Genomic DNA, 17,988 nt, shown 5'->3' on the forward strand with positions numbered 1-17,988 from the left:
TCAGCTCAGCCCTCCCGGACTTCGAGTTCCTCGAACGTCACGCCATCCAGCTCGAGGTCATTCACGGCTTCGACGAAGCGCTCACTGACGATGACGGTTGCCCAGCCCTGCCGGTGACGAAAGACGTCCCGGGCTCCCGGCAAAGAAGCTGCGTCGAGGACGACGGTGCGGGGCCAGGCCTGTTTGCTGGCGCCGCATGCCGGGCATGGTGGTTCGCGCTCTTTCGGCAGACAGGCTTGATGCAGCAGTCCATGCAACTCCAGTTGCAGTTGGAGCAGTTCGGGCGGAGCCTTTCCACGGAAACGCACCTCGACCGACGCCCCTTGAAGCCCTCGCACGCCCGCGGCGTTCAGTCGTTCGAAAGCGGCCCGCTGAACAAACAGCGTGGGTGCGTCCTGCATGAAGAGCGAGCCGAAACGGCCAGCGCCCTTCCCTTCACACGGTCCGAATTGGGCCCCTGGCGCCAGCAATGCCCACGGAGGAGCCAGGGGCGCAATCAACGCTTTCAATCGCGAGAACTCCTCACGAGAGACCGGCCAGGGGTCGGACAGCTTCTTCAACTCGTCGCGAGGAAGGCTGGACAGGTCCACGCACGGGTATGTGAGCCAGGGAGCCCCTCCGCCCGCGCGGCAAACGGGACAGGGATGCACGCCAGGAAGACACCACTTGTTCACCGCGTCCACGGAGCCCGTGTAGCCCGACGCCGTGTCTGGATGAACTCGGTAGAACTTCAAGGTTCCTCACGGAGCACGGATGGATGGCACTGCTTGATAGGGCGCGACCGGCGCATTGTATGGCACGACGGGCCCCGTCAGCTCGAAGCGGAAGATCAACTCCACCGCCTTGCGGTGCAGTTCCTCTGACGTCATCGAACGCCCCTGCTGGCTGTCCCGAAAATCCCGCCACGCCTGGTTCCACATACCACCCCGACCCTTGCCGCTATGGAGTTGGCGGTGGATGTGCTCGGGGATGAGGATGGTGAACTTGTGGATGTCGACGCCGTGCGACCTGAACCACCTCGCAAGCTCTGGCTGTTGAGGAAACAGGTGGTGATGCACCAACTTGCCGGGCCCCCTCGGCAGCGCGGGAAGAAAGCCCTCCCGGTAACGGAAGTGGAACGTCATCCGTGGCCGTGAACCGGAGCGAATCCCCAGGTTCCGCCAGTGGCGAAACGAGGGAGCTCCACGGGCCGGTGGGCGAAACGCTCCAGCCAGCACCGGCCTGAATGCGGCCTGCGCCTCTTCCTCCAGCGCGACGTCCTCGCAATCGAACAGCCCACACGTCCCGCTTTCGCAAGCGAGGACCACGCAGGCGCCCTCATCCGAGCGCTCGCACTCCAGCGAGGAGGGAGGTTCGCTTAGCGAAGCGAGCCCAGGCGCCGTCGACGCACAGCCCACCAACAGCAGGCTCACAAGCCCAGACAGCAGCAGCCATCCACGACACTCAAGCCCCATGGGCCAGCCACTGTAGTGGCGCTGGCCCATCAGCCGTCATGGAATCCGGCTTTTAGAAATCAGCCCCGGCTCAGCCGAACTCCACCACCCGCATGCCGAACAGGCGGTCCACCGCGAGCAGCAGGTCGTCATTCACCTGCACCTTGATGGACGTATTGCCGATGAGCGCCTCGCCCTCGCCCTTGAAGAGCACGCTCACCGCCACGGGCGTGGCGCCGGCGTACTTCTTCGCCAACTCGTGCAGCTTCGCCACCCGCTCCTCCGTGAGCAGGTCCGCCGGCACGCGCAGCTCCAGCCGCTTGGTGCGCTTCTCACGCACCGCCTTGAGGCTCTGGATGTCGTCGACGATGAGCTCCGGCGTCGGCGTGTCCTCGTCACGCTGGCTGATCTGCACCGTTCCCGACACCAGGATGGGGTCGTCCGACTTGAGCAGGTGCTCCCAGTTCTCGAAGCCCGGCTTGGGGCCCTGCTTCGCCCACTTGCCGTCCCGGCCCATCACGTTGCGCGTGCCGTCCTTGCCCGGGAAGCACACCAGCTCGATGGAGCCGGACAAGTCCTCAATCGTCACCCACGCCATGCGCTTGCCCGTCTTCGTGGGCCGCTCGCGCAGCACCGTGACGATGCCCGCCACCGTGAGCTTGTCGTCCTTGCGCGCGCGCTGCACCGCCGTAATCGGCCGCGCGTAGCGCTTCAGCTCCTTGTCGTACTGGTGCAGCGGATGGCCGGACACGTAGAAGCCAATGGCCTCCTTCTCCAGCGACAGCCGCTCCTTCTCCGACCAGTCCTCCACCTCGACGTAGTCGTCCTTCAGCCCGCCGCCACCACCGTCCGAGGACGGACCCGCCAGCATGCCGAACAGCGAGCTCTGGCCGGCCGCCTTGTCCTTCTGGCTGGCCGAGCCGCGGTTCATCGCCTTCTCGATGGTGTCGAAAATCTGCCGGCGCGAGCGCTTCTCGAAGTCGAAGGACCCCGCCTTCACCAGCGCTTCCATCACCTTCCGGTTCACCTTGCGGCTGTCCACGCGCTCGCAGAAGTCGAACAGGCTCTTGAAGGGGCCGTCCTTGCGCGCCTCCAGGATGGACTCGATGGCGCCCTCGCCCACGCCCTTGATGGCGCCCAGGCCGAAGCGAATCTTCCCGCTCACCGCGCCGAATTCCATGTCGGACTGATTCACATCCGGCGGCAGCACCTCGAGGCCCGACTCGCGCGCCTCGCCGATGTGCTTCACCACCTTGTCCGTGTTGTCCTTCTCGCTGGAGAGAAGGGCCGCCATGAACTCGCAGGGGTAGTGCGCCTTCAGCCAGGCAGTGTGGATGGTGACCAGGCCGTAGGCCGCCGAGTGGCTCTTGTTGAAGCCGTACTCGGCGAACTTCTCCATCAGGTCGAAGATTTCACCGGCGACCTTGAGGTCGACGTTGTTCTTCGCGCAGCCCTCGAGGAAGCCGGCCCGTTCGGCCTGCATGACCTCGGCCTTCTTCTTGCCCATGGCGCGGCGAAGCAGGTCCGCGCGGCCCAGGGTGTAGCCACCCAGGACCTGCGAAATCTGCATCACCTGCTCCTGGTACACGATGACGCCGTAGGTGTCCTTGAGCACCGGCTCCAGCGCGGGGTGCGGGTACGACACCTTCTCCCGGCCGTGCTTGCGGTTGATGAAGACGTCCACCATGCCGGAGTCCAGCGGACCCGGGCGGTAGAGCGCGCCGGCGGCGATGACGTCTTCGAAGCAGTTCGGCTTGAGCTTCACGACCATTTCCGTGAAGCCGCTGGACTCCATCTGGAAGATGCCGGCCGTGTCGCCCTTGGCCATCAACTCCCAGGTCTTCTCGTCATCGAGCGGAATCTCGTGCCGGGGGATGTCCTTGCCGTGGTTGCGCTTCACCAGGTCCAGCGCGTGCTGAATCACCGTGAGCGTCTTCAGACCGAGGAAGTCGAACTTCACCAGGCCGGCCGCTTCCACTTCGTCCTTGGCGAACTGGGTGATGAGCGTCTTTTCACCCGGCGGCTGGTAGACGGGCACGAACTCCCACAGCGGCTTGTCGGCAATCACCACGCCTGCGGCGTGCATGCCGGGCTGGCGGTGCAGGCCCTCCAGCGCGAGCGCGATTTCGAGCACGTCCTTGGTGGTGACGGGCTTGCCCTCCACCTCGCCGATGTTGGAGGGCGTCTCCATCATCTCCTTGAGGCGAGGCTCCATCTCGATGGCCTCCCTCAAGGTGATGTTGAGCACCTCGGGAACCAGCTTCGCGATGCGGTCACCTTCGCTGAACGGCAGCGCGAACACGCGGCACACGTCGCGCAGCACGCTCTTCGCCTTGAGCGAGCCGAAGGTGATGATCTGCCCCACGTTCATCTCGCCGTACTTCCGGCCGACGTACTGGATGACCTCGTCCCGGCGGTCCTGGCAGAAGTCGATATCGAAGTCGGGCATCGACACGCGTTCCGGGTTCAGGAAGCGCTCGAACAGGAGGTTGTACGGGATGGGGTCCACGTCGGTGATGCGCAGCGCGTAGGCCACCAGGCTGCCGGCGCCGGAGCCACGGCCCGGGCCCACCGGGATGTTCATCTTCTTCGCCCAGTTGATGAAGTCCTGGACGATGAGGAAGTAGCCGCTGAACCCCATCTTCTGGATGACGCCAATCTCCAGCGCCAGCCGCGCCTGGTACTGCTCGCGGTCGATGGGGTACGTGACGGTGGCCGCCAGCTCCTTGAAGCGCTCGCGCAGGCCCTCGTACGCCAGCTCCGCCATAAAGCTGTCCGGCGTGTGGCTGTCGGGCACCTTGAAGGTGGGCAACATCGGCTTGCCCAGCTTGAGCTCCAGGTTGCACTGCTCGGCGATGCGCTGGGTGTTGTGGACCGCCTCGGGCGTGTCCTTGAAGAACTCCAGCATCTCCGCGGGGCTGGTGACGTAGAGCTTGTCCGTGGAGTGCTTCATGCGCTTGCCGTCCGCCAGCGTCTTGCCGCTGGCGATGCACATGAGCAGCTCGTGGGCGCGCGCGTCCTCGCGCTTGATGTAGTGCGCGTCCGCGGTGGCGCACAGCGGGATGTCCAAGTCGCGCGAGAGCTGCTTGAGGTTCTCGTTCGCCTTGTCCTGCTCCGGCATCCCGTTGGACTGCACCTCCAGGAAGAAGTGCCCCGGGTCGAAGATGTCCTTGTACTCCTGCGCGGCGCGGCGGGCGTGGTCCATGTCGCCGCGGAAGCACGCGCTGGTGACTTCACCACCCAGGCACGCGGTGAGCGCGAACAGGCCCTTGCTGTGCTCGGCGAGCACCTTCTTGTCGATGCGCGGGTGGTAGTAGAACCCGTGCATGTACGCGGTGGAGGAGAGGTAGCGCAGGTTGGCGTAACCCTCCTCGTTCTTCGCCACCAGGATGAGGTGGTGGGAGACCTTCTCGGAGCGGTCCTCACGCCCCTTGGGTCCGGCGACGTAGGCCTCCATGCCCAGAATCGGCTTGATGCCGGCGTCCTTCGCCTTCTTGTAGAAGTCGATGGCGCCGAACATGTTGCCGTGATCCGTCACGGCAACGCTGCTCATCCCCTTCTCCTTCACCGTCTTGATGAGGTCCTTCATCCGGATCGCCCCATCGAGGAGCGAGTAGAGGGTGTGCAGGTGGAGGTGGGTAAAGGACATAAGCGCGTTCCGCTCCTGGAGGCCGGGGTGCCGCCGAACACTAGGGCCGTGCTCCCCTGCTCGCCAGTCCAGTGTTGCCCCTGGCGGAGAAGCGCGGGGGAAGCCGGAAAATCGGCCTCTTGCGGCGTTCCGCCATGAGCGGAAGCCCTGGACGGAACGCTAACGGCCCGCCCTTCCCACCGCCCGTCTCCGTGGAAATCACGATGCGTCCAACCCCCAGGCGCCGGGACGTGGCCCCTGGGCCGGTGAGCGCACGGGCGGCTTCATACTTCTTCACGCCTCGTACAAGTCCCAGCAACTGCGGGCCGGCACATTGCCACCGTCGCCGCGAGGGGTGGCGACTTCACGTGGAGCCGTCCGCGCTCCACCCAGGAGAAGGCCATGATGAAGAGGTTCGCCGTCGTCGGCTCCGCGATGCTCGCCGTCGCGCTGCTCAGCGGCTTCGCGCTGCGGGGAGGCCCCCGCTGGGGCAAGGACCCAGAGCGCGTGAAGCAGCAGGTGACGTGGAAGCTCGACGACAAGCTGGACACGCTGGACGCCACTGAGTCCCAGCGCCAGTCCATCCACGCCGTGAAAGACCGACTGTTCTCCGACGGGGTGCAGCTGATGCAGGAGCACCGCGCGGTGCGCGAGGAGGCCTTCCAACAGCTCGCGTCGGACACGCCGGACCGGCAGAAGCTCCACGCCCTGGTGGACGCGCGCATCGAGGCCATGCGCGCCTTCGCTCACCAGGCGACAGACGCCGCCCTGGAGGTCCACGGCACGCTGACGCCGCAGCAGCGCAAGGCGCTGGCCGAACAGTTCCGCGAGCACGTAGGCCCGTAGTCCGCGCGCACGCCACCGTGGCGTCAGGACAGGTGGGGTGTGCGCTTGCGGGAAAGGGTGGGCGGGGCGGCGGAGCACGGCTAGTTTAGGTGCGTGAATTACACCGACTACGCAAAGCGGATCCGCGCCCACGCCCAGGTCGCGGACGTCTCCGAATACGGCCGCGTGACGGAGGGGGACCAGGACTACCCCCTCTTCCGGCTCGTCGTCCCGGGAGAGCGTTGGCTGGTCATCACCTCCGGTTTCCACGGGGAGGAACCCGCTGGTCCCCTCACCCTGGCCGAGCACTTCCCGGCGGTGGCGGCGTACGCGGTGGAGCGCGGCGTGGGGCTGCGCGTCTACCCCTGCATCAACCCGTCCGGCTTCGAGGCGGGGACCCGGTACAACCGCAGCGGCGAGAAGCCCAACAACGACTTCCTCCGCTACGAAGTCGCCCCCGGGGAGTGGGTGGGCGAATTGAACGTCGCGCGGCCCATCCTCCGCTGGGCGCTGTATGACGGAGGCCCCAAGGAGACTCGCGCGATACGCAGCGAGCTGGCGCGCTATGCCGCTCCGGCCGCCGCGCTCGACATCCACCAGGACGACTACCTGGGCGGGGCGTCGACGTATGCGTACACCTTCGGAGACAAGGCCGCCTACCGCCCGCTGGTGGAAGCCAGCGCGAAGCACGTCGCGGTGGTGCGCAGCCAGAAGGTGGACGACCACAGCTTCGCCGACGCGGACGGCCTCATCGAGTACCACGACGGCAGCGTCACCGACTGGTACGCGCGCCAGGGCGTGCCCTACACGGCCGCGCTGGAGACGACGACGCCGACACCGCGTGACGCCTGCGACGCGGTGAACCTCCTCTGGATTCGCGGCTTCATCGACCTGGTGGCGCGCGGCGGCTGATGGCGGAGCACCGGGCGAAGCGACGGGCTACGGCGACCGCGCGTTGCCCACCCGCCGCGTCCACAGCGTGAGGAGGTTGCGGACCACCGCGCCATCAGGGACTGCCGCGCCGTCCGGCACGTCCACCTGGAGGCCCCGCGCGGCCAGCGGGGAAAGAGGCTGGCCTCTCCAGGGGGCGTCAGCGGGACGGAGGCATCCGCGGGGCGGAAGCCGAAGGCCAGCGCGCGCTGCTGCACCGGCCGGCTGTGCAGATAGCGCAGCCACTCCAGCGCGGCCTCACGCTGGCGGGGCAGCACCCAGTCTCCGTCCAGCACCGCCGCCGGATGGTCGCTCCAGGACGTGAGCGTCGGGTACAGGACCTTCAGCGCCCCCCAGTTCCCCGGCGGTTGGGAGAGCTGGGCGATGGCCAGGTTCTCGTACACCACGGCGATGTCGTAGCGGGACGGGCCGAAGCGGACCATGTCCGCCATCAGCGCGCCCGTGGACTGCTCGAAGCGGCCCGTGCCCCGCTCCAACTGGCTCAGCCACGTCTGGAACCGCGGCTCCAGCAGGTCGGCCACCGTCAATCCGCTCTGCTTGCCGTAGAACTCCAGCGACGCCAGCAGCAGCGCCTGGAGCCCGGAGTTGGAGCGCGTGGGGTCCGTGTGGCCCAGCTTCACGAAGCCCCACTCCGGCTGGCCGCCCACCGCGGGCCAGCCCTGGTCACTGGACACCGCGTCGTGGATGACCTTCCAGGACACCGCGCCCCCGCCGCTGGCGCGCAGGAGCACCTCCGCCCGGTCCTCCCACGCCACGAAGACGAGCGGCGTCTTCACCAACGGCCGCGGCGCCGCTTCGCCCTCCGAGGCGAACAGCGGCTCGCGCGTGGCGTCCGTGGCCCAGTCCGACTCCAGCATCCGCAGCACCGCGCTGTCGGCGGGGCTCCACACGGTGGGCCGCTCACGGCCTTCGAGGATGGCCCGCGCGGCCTCCAGCGAGCCCTGGCCCACCAGGTTCACCCGGATGAGCGGATGCGTCTTCTGGAAGTCCGCCGCGGCCTCCTCCACCCACGCCTTCTTCTCCGTGCTGTAGAGGAACGTGATTTCCGTCCGCACCGCGCGGGTGGATACAGGCGCCTGCGCCGCGGGACGCGCCTCTTCCGTTCGCTCCGCGGCGCGCCGCGAAGACAGGTAGAGGGCCCCACCCAATGCAGTGAGCACCCCGATGATGATGAGGACCGCGGGCTTCATGGACCGGCTCGCACTTCTGGGAACGGGTGCTCTGCGCCTGAGCATCCTTGTAGGCAACCTCCGCGACGCCGTACAGGGGAGGCACGTCCGCCTCGGAACCCAGGCCTGGAACCCGAAGTGTCCGCCCCTGTACGTTTGTTTGAACACAAATGACATGCCAGAATGGGCGGATGACGCCAAACATTCGGCAGCTCGTGCTTGCGGGCCTGGGCACGGCGCTGAGCGCGTGCGCGACCAAGCCCGCTCCTCCGGTGGAGCATTATTCGCTCGGCATGTCCCGAGCGGAGTACCGGGACTACAAGAAGGCGAAAGCGGACCCCTGTGCGTCCTCGGAACCGCGGTGGCTGGCGGACGAGCTGACGACGGTGAATGGAACCATGGCCCGCTTCCTCCGGGAGACGGAGAACCTCTCCAAGCTGGACGCGCCGGACCACGCTCGCCAACTGGCGATGATGCGGGAGGCCACCGGCTCGCTTCCGCCCCTCATGGAGGTGCACCGCTACACGCTCAACCGGCTGAAGGAGTGCAGCTTCCGCAACACCGGGGCCTTCCCGGAGATTGCCCGTCGTGGCCAGGAGCTGCTGACGGAGGTGGATGCCCGGTTGGAAGAAGGGCCCAAGGTGCTGGCCGCCGTGGCACTGAAGGATGCCCGCCGGCAGTGGCGCGAGGAGATGCCCGAGCGGGAGGAGGCCGCCCGCCGCACCTGGTGCCCGCCCAACCCCCAGGTGGGGCAGACGGACCTGTTCTACGCGCGGCAGGAGGTGGACGGCCGCAAGCTGTGGCGCTTCTGCGACGGACACCTGGTGGAGCAGCGCGCCGAAGGTGAGCCCGTGCTCGTGCAGCCCGACAACCTGACGTGGCGCATGCGCCGGCGCATCAAGCCCCAGTCCTACCTGGATGCCGCGCGCGCCTATCCAACGGCGGAGATGGACCGTCAGCCCGACAGCGTCCCGTCCTCGGGCCAGGGCGCCGCCAAGAAGTCGTCCGCGCCCAGCGACGGCGGCCCGGGCTAGCCCACCGCCTCTCGCGGAGCGCGTGGGGCACTCCCACGCGCTCCTGAAAGCCAACGACGCCGGCGCCTCACGCCTCCAGGCGGGCCAACCGGCTGGCGGTGCGCGTCCTTCGAGGCATCGATGGACTGGGCCCAGGTGGCCAGCGAGCCGCCGCTGGAGGACAACTGTTCCTCCACGTGCGGCCGCAGGCGCGTCCACCGCTTGCTCCACCCCTCTTCGGAAGGCGCGCCCGCCTGACCGGGACGCTCCGCCAGCAGCATGCCCATGCGCAGCGCCAGCTCGGGCTGCCCCAGCGCCGACGCCTGCCGGGCCACGGTCGTCGCGGCGGGGACGGCGTCCGGCGCGGCGAGCCACACCTCGGCCGCGCGGGTGAAGGCAGCCACGTCCAGTTCGCCCAGCAACGCGAGCGCGTGCCGCAGCGGGAGCCGGCCATCCTTCTTCGGAGCGACGACGCGCTCCATCAACGCGGTGAAGGTGCCCGCCAGCTCCGAATGGGCCGCGGGGTCCACGCCGCCCAGGGCCCGCAGCGCGCGCTTCGCACGCCGGGCCCGCGACGTCACCTCCCAGCTCCGCCACCCCAGCCGGGCCCGGAGCGCGGCCAGCGCCTCCGCGGCGGCCTTCAGCGACTCGGGCGTGGGCATGGCCGCGGGCACGCGGCGGGGAAGCTCCGCCTTCTTCGGCGCGGGCGGTGGCGCGGACGCGGGCGCGGCCTCCGCGGCGCCGCCCTCCGTCACCTCGAGGTAACCCTCGCGCAGCTTCTCAGCGACCTTCTTCTCGTATTCCTTCCGGGCGCCGGCTTCGTCCGCGAAAGCCTTCTCCCGCCGCTGACCGGCGGTGCCGATGCGGCCGAAGGTGACGATGAAGGTGTTGCCCTTGAGCTCCGGCTCCCAGAACTTGGAGCTGGAGCCTTCCACGAACTCGAACCTTCGCATGCCTCAGAGCATACGCGACGCCGTGCTCTGATGCTCCGCCTTCATCTCCCGGAGCCCTTCTTCACGGGAACGGCGGCCCTCGTACCCCAGCTCCCGGCGGGCCTTGTCGTCCCTCACCGTCACCTCCCGCCCCATCAGCAGCACCTCTGTGCGGGTGAGCGGAGGCCTGCCGCCCAGGCCGAAGGTGCCCCACAGCAAGTCCCCCACCGTGGCCACCGTCGCGGCCACGCCGTATGGCAGGGTGCGCTCGCCCGCGTCCACGCCCTGCGTCGCGAGCATGGCGGTGATGAAGCCCCGGAACTCCACGGGTTCCCCGTCGGTGAGGAAATAGGCCTCGCCGCCGCGGCCCTTCTCCGCCGCCAGCAGCATGCCCTCCACGCAGTTGGCCACGTGGCAGGTGGACGTCAGGTAACGGCCGCCGCCGAACCACCGGAAGCGCCCGGTCCGCACCGCCTCCTGGAACTGCGGCAGCAGCGACGTGTCACCGGCGCCCCAGATGAAGCGGGGACGCACCGCCACGGTGACGAAGTCCGGCGCATTCACGCTGAGCACCCGGCGCTCCGCCTCGCCCTTGGTGGAGGGGTAGTCGCCAATGGGGCGCTCGGGCAGGGGCATCGTCTCATCCACCCGCTCCAGGGGCGAGCCATCCGCCAGCACCGCCTCCGTGCTGACGTGGACCAACCGCTTGACGCCCGCGGCGCGCGCCGCCTCCAGCACCCGCTCCGTGCCGCGCACGTTCGTCTCGTAGAACTCGCTGCGCGCGCCCCAGCCCTTCACCACCGCGGCGCAATGGAAGACGGTGTCACAGCCCTCCATGCCGGCCTTCAGCTTCTCCACGTCCGACAGGTCGCCCTCGAAGGGCTCCGCGCCGGCCTCCGTCACCGAGGCCAGTGCCGCGGCCGAGCGCGCCAGGGCCCGAGCGGGCGTCCCGCGCACCTTCAGCGCGGTGAGGAGGTGCCTGCCCACGAAGCCTGAACCACCGGTGACGAATGCCCGCATTGCCTGCACGCTCCTGTGAAGGACTGCTTGCGCTCCTAGCACTCCCGCGCCGGGCCCGATAGAGCGCCCGGCCCGGGTCAGAACATGTCGCGCAGGGAGGGCGGCGCCCCGGCGAAGAGACTGCCCGCCGCGCGCACCGAGGCATCATCGCCCTCCAGCGCGCCCATGGCCCGCAGCGACTCCGCGGACAGGTGGCCGGTGTAGAGCGGCGCCGGTACCGCACGTGCAGCCGCAGGCCGCCGTCGCCGCCACGGCGCACGCGCGCCTGACCGTCCGAGACCTCCAGCACGAAGCGGCCCTGATTCTCCGGGAAGAGGTCGTCCTCGACGTCCAGATGGAGCGTGCCGGAGAGTCCTTCCGGCCAGCCGCGCGCCTCCAGCGCGGAGGCCACGTCCAGCACCCGCACCATCCAGTGCGTGTACTGCTTCACCGCGTACGTCTGCTCGCGAAGCAGCAGGAGCAACGGGTCGTCCACGCCGCCGTACCAGAAGACGTCCGTGGCCAGGGAACGGTGGTCCCCCAGGAAACTCAGGATCCGCCGCGCCGCCGCGGGCGTATGGGCCACGACGTCGGAGAGGAACAGCTCCTGCTTGAAGTCCTTGAGCTGCCGGCGGATGACGTAGAGGTAGCCCTCCACACCGGCGCTGCCCTCCACCAGGTAGCCATGTGCCACCTCGCCGCGCATGCTGCGGACGCGGCCCCATGAGAAGTCCCCGCGGTCCAGCCAGCCCGGCCGGTGACGCGCGTAGCGCTGGTAGCTCAGGACGATGGCCTGCGTGTCCTTCTCCTCGATGGCCCGGAGCGACAACGTCCGCTCACTGAAGTCCAGCGATGGGACCTGGATGCGAATCTCCTGCCGCGTACCCGCGTGCTCGTACCCCACGCGCCGGTAGAGCGGCTGCGTCGCGGGATAGAGCACCGACAGCGGTGCGCCCGTCGCGCGGGCCTCGCGCAGCAGGTGCTGCATCAGTCGCGTGGCGGTGCCGCGCCCCCGGTGGACGGGAGACACGCCCACGCTGCCCACGCCGATGACGGGCACGCTGCGCCCGCCGTACCACTGCCCCATGCGGATGAGCACGAGCGTGGCCGCCACCTCGCCGCCCTCGCGCAACAACCGCAGGTCCGGCCTCGACGCTCGCTGCACCCAGGCGGCGGTGTCGGCGGGTGACATGGCATACGACTGCATCAGGATGTCCGCGACGGCGGCCATCTCACGTTCGTCTCGTGGCGGTCCGAAGTCGCCAGGCTGCGTCTCCACTCGCATCTCCGTTCCCCGATGGCGCACGCAGGCGCCTCTCGGCCGCCCGCATTCTCAGGACGGCCCGGCCTGCCTGTCGAGCCACAATCCACGGCCAGGCAGGCCCGTGCGCCCACGTCCGGACAGCAAGTGCGCCGTGAGGATGCTCCTCCCGCGCCCGGCGAACAGGCCCACCGCTTCCACACGACGCGCGTGGCGGCTTCGTCACCCCGAGGCGACGCGGCTGGTATCTTCGCCGCCATGAAGCGCCCTACCGAGCCCGACGCCCCCGTGATGCCGTCGCTGCTCGTCTTCGCCGTCGCGGTGCTCCTCTTCGGCTCTCCCCTGCGCCGACTGTGGCTGGCAGAGGGCGCGCCGGGGTACCTGCCCTTCGCGGTGTGGCTGGGCGTCATCCTCCTGGGCGGCTGGGCGGCGCACCGGAGTCGTGGCCCATGACGCTCGAGCTCGGCTCGCTCGTCGCCGCGTCCGTCGCCTACCTGCTGGTGCTCTTCCTGGTGGCCTACGCGGCGGAGCGAGGCGCCATCCCCGCGCGCATCACCCAGCATCCGCTCGTCTACGCGCTGGCCCTGGGCGTGTACGCCACGTCGTGGTCCTACTTCGGCAGCGTGGGCTACGCGGCCCGGCATGGCTTCCGCTACCTGGGCATCTACCTGGGCGTCACCCTGGCGTGCCTGCTGATTCCCGTGCTGTGGCGCCCGCTGCTGCGCCTGTCCCGCGAGTTGCAGCTCACGTCGCTAGCGGACGTGCTGGCCTTCCGCTACCCGGGGCAATCCACCGGCACGGCGGTGACGCTGTTCCTGCTGGCGGGCAGCCTCCCCTATCTGGCGCTCCAGGTGCGGGCCGTCGTCGAGTCCGCGCGCGTGCTCAGTCCCTCCGCGTCTCCCACGCTGGTGGGCCTCGGCTTCTGCGCGGTCCTCACCGTCTTCTCCGTCCTCTTCGGCGCACGGCACCTCACCCCGCGTGAGCGGCACGAAGGCCTGATGCTGGCCATCGCCTTCGAGTCCGCGGTGAAGCTCGTCGCACTAGTGGCCGTGGGCATCTGGGCGGTCTCCAACGTATTCGGCGGCGTGGACGGGCTGCTGGCCTGGGTCGACGCGCATCCAGAGGCCATTGACGCACTTCAGCGCCCGGCGCGAGATGCCTCCTGGTCACCGCTGCTGGTGCTCTCTTGCGCGGCCGCGTTCCTCACGCCGCGCAGCTACCACGTGGCCTTCACCGAGGCCCCGGAGCGTGAGGGGCTGGCCACCGCCACCTGGGCCTTCCCGCTGCTGTTGCTGGTGATGAACCTGGTCGTCCCCGTGGTGCTCTGGAGCGGCGAGGCGCTGGGACTGCCCTGGCCCGCGGACTTCCACGTGCTGGCGGTGCCCGCGTCACGCGGCGCCACGTGGCTGGCGCTGGGGGCCTTCCTGGGCGGCGTCTCCGCGGCCAGCGCCATGGTCATCGTCACCACGCTGGCCCTGGCGCCCATGTGCCTCACGCACCTGGTGCTGCCCCTGGGCTACGCACGCGGGCAGCCGAATCTATACGGCTGGCTGCTGTGGGCGCGCCGGCTGCTCATCGGCATCATCATCCTGGCCGGCTACGGCTTCCACTGGCTGCTGAACATTCGCGGCACGGGACTGGTGGACCTGGGGCTGGTGTCCTTCGTCGCGGTGGCGCAGTTCATCCCGGGCGTGCTGGGGCTGCTGTTCTGGAAGCGTGCCACACGCGCCGGGCTGCTGACGGGCCTGGTGGCGGGCGCCAGCCTGTGGTTCCTGACGCTGGTGGTGCCCCTATGGGCCTCGCCGGGCGTCGTCGCGTGGACGCACCGCATGGCGGCGCTGCTCGGGTTCTCCGACAGTGAGCCCTGGGGCTTCGCCACCTTCGCCTCGCTCACGCTCAACGGGCTGGCCTTCATCGGCGTGTCGCTGGCGACGCGCCAGTCCGCCGAGGAAGCAGAGGCGGCGCGGGCCTGCACGCGCGAGGAGGCCGCGCCCGCCGCGGGTGGCGTGGTGGCGGGCTCGCCCGACGAGTTCCGTCGCAAGCTGGCCCCGCTGCTGGGTGAGGAGGCCGCGACGGCGGAGGTGGACCGGGCGCTGAAGTCCCTGTCGCTGCCGCAGGACGAGCGCCGGCCCTCCGAGCTGCGCCGCCTGCGCGACGGCGTGGAGCGAAACCTGTCGGGCCTGCTGGGCCCCGTGCTCGCGCGCATGACGGTGGAGGAGGCGCTGCGGCTGGAGCCCGGCGCGCGCACCGCCCTGGCCGAACAACTCCGCTTCGTCGAGGAGCGCCTCCGCGACGCGCGGGGTCTGCAAGGCCCGGTCCCCGCGCTGGAGGCCGTGCGCCGCTACCTGCGCCGCATCCTGGAGGACCTCCCGGTGGGCGTCTGCGCGGTGGGGCCGGATGGTGAGGTCGTCATCTGGAACGCGACGCTCGAGCAGCTCTCCGGCGTGCCGGTGGACACCGTGCGCGGCCATCCCCTGGAGGCCCTGCCCGCCCCTGGGGCCCGCTGCTGTCCGGTTTCGCCAGCGGTGTGGACGGAGACACGGAGACGCGTGTCTCCGTGGCGGGCGTCGAGCGCATCCTCCGGCTGCACCGCTCGCGGCTCTCTCCCGCGGAGCAGGGCACGGGCACGTCCGAGGGGATGGCCCTCCTGGTGGAGGACTTCACGGCACGAAAGGCCGTGGACGCGCGCATGGCGCATCAGGACCGGCTGGCCTCGCTGGGGCGCGTGGCCGCGGGCGTGGCCCATGAGATTGGCAACCCGCTGACGGCCATCGCCAGCCTGACGCAGAACCTCAAGTACGAGCTGGAGGACCCGGCGGCGGTGCAGGAGCGCGCGGGGCTCATCCTCCAGCAGTGCCGGCGCATCGACGCCATCGTCCGGACGCTGGTGGGCTTCAGCCACGAAGGCACGGTGGGCGGACAGGCGCGGCCCTTCACGCGCGTCGCCGTGGCGCCACTGCTGAGCGAAGCCGTGCAACTGGCGCGGCTGGCGCGCAAGCAGCATGGGGTGAGCTTCGAGCATCGCTGTCCAGAGGGCCTGGAGGTGCAAGGCGACGCGCAGCGGCTGGAGCAGGTGCTCGTCAACCTGCTGACCAACGCGATGGACGCCTCACCCGAGCACGGCGTGGTGGAGCTGGAAGCGGACATCGACGGTGGCGCGGTGCGGCTGCGCGTCATGGACCGGGGACACGGGATTCCCACCGAGCTGGCGCAGCGTGTGTTCGAGCCCTTCTTCACCACGAAGGGGCCCGGCGAGGGAACGGGCCTGGGCCTGGCGCTCGCGGCGGGCATCGTCCGAGAGCACGGCGGAACGATGCAGGTGGACAAGCGGCAGGGGGGAGGGACTAGCGTCGTGGTGAGCCTTCCGGAGCCACGCCGGATGGAAGCCAGCGTGAACCCCGAGCGGGAGGCCCCGGCATGAGCCGCATCCTGGTCATCGAAGACGAGCCCATCATCCGCACGGAGCTGCGCCGGCTGCTCGTACGCGCGGGGCACGACGTGTCTGAAGCGGGCTCCGTGCACGAGGCATCGAGCGACTACCCGCTGGACTCGTTCGACCTGGTGCTATCGGACCTGCGCCTGCCGGGCGCCCCGGGGACGGACATCATCTCCATGTGTCCGGGCGTGCCGGTGCTCATCATGACCAGCTACGCCACCGTGAAGTCGGCGGTGGACGCGATGAAGCTGGGCGCGGTGGACTACATCGCCAAGCCCTTCGACCACGACGAGCTGCTGATGCAGGTGGAGCGGGTGCTGCGCGAAGGCCTGCTGACGCGGCAGAACGCGGCGCTCAAGCGCGAGGTGGAGCAGGCCCACCCCGTCAGCGGCATGGTGGGCAACAGCGCCGCGATGCGCGAGGTCTTCGAGCGCGTCCGCAAGGTGGCCCCCTCCCCCGCCACCGTGCTGGTGCTGGGCGAGTCCGGCACCGGCAAGGAGCTGGTGGCGCGGGCCCTCCACGCCCAGAGCCCCCGGGCGGACGGGCCGCTGGTGGCGGTGAACTGCGCGGCCATTCCCGAAGGCCTGCTGGAGAGTGAGCTGTTCGGCCACGAGAAGGGCGCCTTCACCGGCGCGCAGGCCGCGCACCCGGGGCTCGTGGAGGCGGCGCACGGCGGCACGCTCTTCCTCGACGAGATTGGCGAGCTGCCCGCCCCCGCGCAGGCGCGCCTGTTGCGCATGCTCCAGGACGGCGAAGTGCGGCGAGTGGGCGCGACGCGGCCCCGCAAGGTGGACGTGCGCATCGTCGCGGCGACCCACCGGGACCTGCCCCGCCGGGTACAGGAGGGGTCCTTCCGTCAGGACCTCTACTTCCGCCTGCGCGTGGTGGAGATTCGCCTGCCGCCGCTGCGGGAGCGTACGGAGGACGTGCCCGCGCTGGCCAGGCACCTGCTGGAGAAGGCGAGCCGCAAGCTTGGCCGCCCCACGGCGAGCCTGTCTCCCGAGGCCCTGGAAGCGCTCACCTCCCATCCCTGGCCGGGCAACGTGCGCGAGCTGGAGAACGCCCTGGAGCGCGCCGTCATCCTCGCGGATGGCCCGGTGGTGACAGCGGGACTCCTGGCACTGGAGCTGCCCGACACGGCGGACAGCTTCGGAGCGTCCACCGAGTCCGCCGACACGGGCCCTGCCGCCGCGGAGGAAGCCAGCGGCGCCTCACCGGACTCCATGGAGGAATACTTCCGCCGCTTCGTCATGGAGCACCAGGAGCACATGGGCGAGACGGAGCTGGCGAAGCGCCTGGGCATCAGCCGCAAGGCTTTGTGGGAGAAGCGCCAGAAGCTGGGCATCCCTCGCACGCGCGCCTGAGGCACGTCGCCCTCGCGCCTGTCCACTGCCCTCCAGTGCTGGAAGCCCGTCCGCCAGGGGCGCAGCCCCGGCACGGCGGAACGCCTGCCGCGCCCCATCGCTAGGATTTCCGCCAACACACCGCAGGGGGAGCTCATGGCGGACAGCGTGCCTGTGATTGGCAGTGGGGCTGGCAATCGCGCGGGGGAAGGCGTTGGCGTCATTCCTCGCACGGAGTACGGGCGGATGGTGGTGCTCACCACGGTCATGCCCATGGCCGTCATCACCACGACGTGGTTCCTGCCGCCGGGATGGAACCTGCTCGGAACGGCCGCCATGCTCACCGGCTTCCTGCTGGTGTTGGGCAAGGCCATCGCGGGCGTGCCGCTGGCGCTGCTCATCAGTGAGCGCAACCTGATGAGCCTCTCCCGATTCCAGGCGCTCGTGTGGACCGTGGTGGTGATGGCGGGCTACCTGACGATGACGCTCTCCCGCGTGAAGTCGGGCGCGCCCAACGCCGTGGGGGTCGACATCCCCCAGGAGCTCTGGATTGCCATGGGCATCTCCACCACGTCCCTGCTGGGCACACCGCTGGTGCTGGGCGGCAAGCGTGCGCGCAGCCCGGACGAGAAGCTGGTGCAGAACACCTCCGTCCAGCTCGCGGAGGCCCCCGCGGACATCGACGCTCACCGACAAGGCGTGCTCTACGCCAACGCGAACATGACAGACGCGCGCATGGCGGACATGTTCCAGGGAGACGAAGTGGGCAACACCGCGCACATCGACCTGGCCAAGGTGCAGATGTTCTATTTCACGCTCATCGCCGCGGTGGGCTACTTCATGGACGTGGCCATGTCGGTGGCGCGCGGGACGACCCACGCGATGCCCGCCCTGTCGCAAGGCATGCTCGCCCTGCTGGCCATCAGCCATGGTGGATACCTGCTAGGAAAGACAGGCGACCACTCGAACTCCAAGCAGACCTGACGCCGCGCGCGAAG

Annotated in this window: 13 protein-coding genes and 2 pseudogenes; 8 read left to right on the forward strand and 7 right to left on the reverse strand. The window is 69.5% G+C overall.

What is annotated here, in order from left to right:
- Positions 1 to 5: 5 nt before the first annotated feature.
- From QEG98_RS31615 to dnaE, 3 genes are read right to left on the reverse strand one after another with little or no spacing between them, the layout of a single operon-like run.
- Positions 6 to 734 (reverse strand): double-CXXCG motif protein, encoded by a 729-nt coding sequence (locus QEG98_RS31615; protein ID WP_316563930.1) that lies wholly within the window; start codon positions 732 to 734, stop codon positions 6 to 8.
- Between the two features lie 6 nt (positions 735 to 740).
- A complete protein-coding gene (locus QEG98_RS31620) occupies positions 741 to 1,484 on the reverse strand; it encodes a TIGR02269 family lipoprotein (protein WP_316563931.1) in 744 nt (247 codons plus the stop codon).
- Positions 1,485 to 1,524: 40 nt separating this feature from the next.
- On the reverse strand, positions 1,525 to 5,082 hold the full coding sequence (dnaE, locus tag QEG98_RS31625; RefSeq protein WP_316563932.1) for a DNA polymerase III subunit alpha: 3,558 nt from the start codon (positions 5,080 to 5,082) through the stop codon (positions 1,525 to 1,527).
- 381 nt (positions 5,083 to 5,463) lie between these two features.
- On the opposite strand from dnaE, the gene QEG98_RS31630 reads away from it, so the two are divergent.
- Together QEG98_RS31630 and QEG98_RS31635 are read left to right on the forward strand one after the other, a co-directional pair.
- The gene (locus tag QEG98_RS31630) at positions 5,464 to 5,907 is read left to right on the forward strand and encodes a Spy/CpxP family protein refolding chaperone (protein ID WP_316563933.1); all 444 of its coding nucleotides are present in this window, start codon (positions 5,464 to 5,466) and stop codon (positions 5,905 to 5,907) included.
- A 93-nt stretch (positions 5,908 to 6,000) separates the two neighbouring features.
- On the forward strand, positions 6,001 to 6,798 hold the full coding sequence (locus QEG98_RS31635; RefSeq protein WP_316563934.1) for a M14 family metallocarboxypeptidase: 798 nt from the start codon (positions 6,001 to 6,003) through the stop codon (positions 6,796 to 6,798).
- On the opposite strand, the gene QEG98_RS31640 is transcribed toward QEG98_RS31635, so the two are convergent.
- Positions 6,690 to 8,027: a substrate-binding domain-containing protein gene (locus QEG98_RS31640; protein WP_316563935.1), complete on the reverse strand. Its 1,338-nt coding sequence runs from the start codon at positions 8,025 to 8,027 to the stop codon at positions 6,690 to 6,692. The genes QEG98_RS31635 and QEG98_RS31640 overlap by 109 nt on opposite strands.
- 170 nt (positions 8,028 to 8,197) lie before the next feature.
- Here QEG98_RS31640 and QEG98_RS31645 point away from each other — a divergent pair, with 170 nt between their 5' ends.
- Positions 8,198 to 9,040, forward strand: a complete 843-nt coding sequence (locus QEG98_RS31645) for a hypothetical protein (RefSeq protein WP_244171754.1) — start codon at positions 8,198 to 8,200, stop codon at positions 9,038 to 9,040.
- A 67-nt stretch (positions 9,041 to 9,107) separates the two neighbouring features.
- On the opposite strand, the pseudogene QEG98_RS31650 reads toward QEG98_RS31645, so the two are convergent.
- The 3 genes and pseudogenes from QEG98_RS31650 to eis form a co-directional block, all read right to left on the reverse strand.
- Positions 9,108 to 9,972, reverse strand: a pseudogene (locus QEG98_RS31650) (WGR domain-containing protein).
- 3 nt (positions 9,973 to 9,975) lie between these two features.
- The gene (locus QEG98_RS31655) at positions 9,976 to 10,971 is read right to left on the reverse strand and encodes an NAD-dependent epimerase/dehydratase family protein (protein ID WP_316563937.1); all 996 of its coding nucleotides are present in this window, start codon (positions 10,969 to 10,971) and stop codon (positions 9,976 to 9,978) included.
- Between the two features lie 77 nt (positions 10,972 to 11,048).
- Positions 11,049 to 12,256, reverse strand: a pseudogene (eis, locus tag QEG98_RS31660) (enhanced intracellular survival protein Eis).
- A 213-nt stretch (positions 12,257 to 12,469) separates the two neighbouring features.
- Between eis and QEG98_RS31665 the strand changes: the two are divergent.
- From QEG98_RS31665 to QEG98_RS31685, 5 genes are all read left to right on the forward strand, one after another.
- Complete coding sequence (locus tag QEG98_RS31665; protein ID WP_026113796.1) at positions 12,470 to 12,664, forward strand: hypothetical protein; 195 nt, start codon at positions 12,470 to 12,472, stop codon at positions 12,662 to 12,664.
- A complete protein-coding gene (locus QEG98_RS31670) occupies positions 12,661 to 14,976 on the forward strand; it encodes a PAS domain-containing protein (protein WP_316563938.1) in 2,316 nt (771 codons plus the stop codon). Before QEG98_RS31665 ends, QEG98_RS31670 begins: the two co-directional genes overlap by 4 nt.
- On the forward strand, positions 14,901 to 15,632 hold the full coding sequence (locus tag QEG98_RS31675) for a HAMP domain-containing sensor histidine kinase (RefSeq protein WP_316563939.1): 732 nt from the start codon (positions 14,901 to 14,903) through the stop codon (positions 15,630 to 15,632). Before QEG98_RS31670 ends, QEG98_RS31675 begins: the two co-directional genes overlap by 76 nt.
- Positions 15,629 to 17,011: a sigma-54 dependent transcriptional regulator gene (locus QEG98_RS31680; protein ID WP_316563940.1), complete on the forward strand. Its 1,383-nt coding sequence runs from the start codon at positions 15,629 to 15,631 to the stop codon at positions 17,009 to 17,011. Before QEG98_RS31675 ends, QEG98_RS31680 begins: the two co-directional genes overlap by 4 nt.
- A gap of 135 nt (positions 17,012 to 17,146) precedes the next feature.
- Positions 17,147 to 17,974, forward strand: a complete 828-nt coding sequence (locus QEG98_RS31685; RefSeq protein WP_316563941.1) for a hypothetical protein — start codon at positions 17,147 to 17,149, stop codon at positions 17,972 to 17,974.
- The last annotated feature ends 14 nt before the right edge of the window (positions 17,975 to 17,988 follow it).

Source organism: Myxococcus sp. MxC21-1 (assembly GCF_032612255.1).
GTDB lineage: Bacteria > Myxococcota > Myxococcia > Myxococcales > Myxococcaceae > Myxococcus > Myxococcus virescens.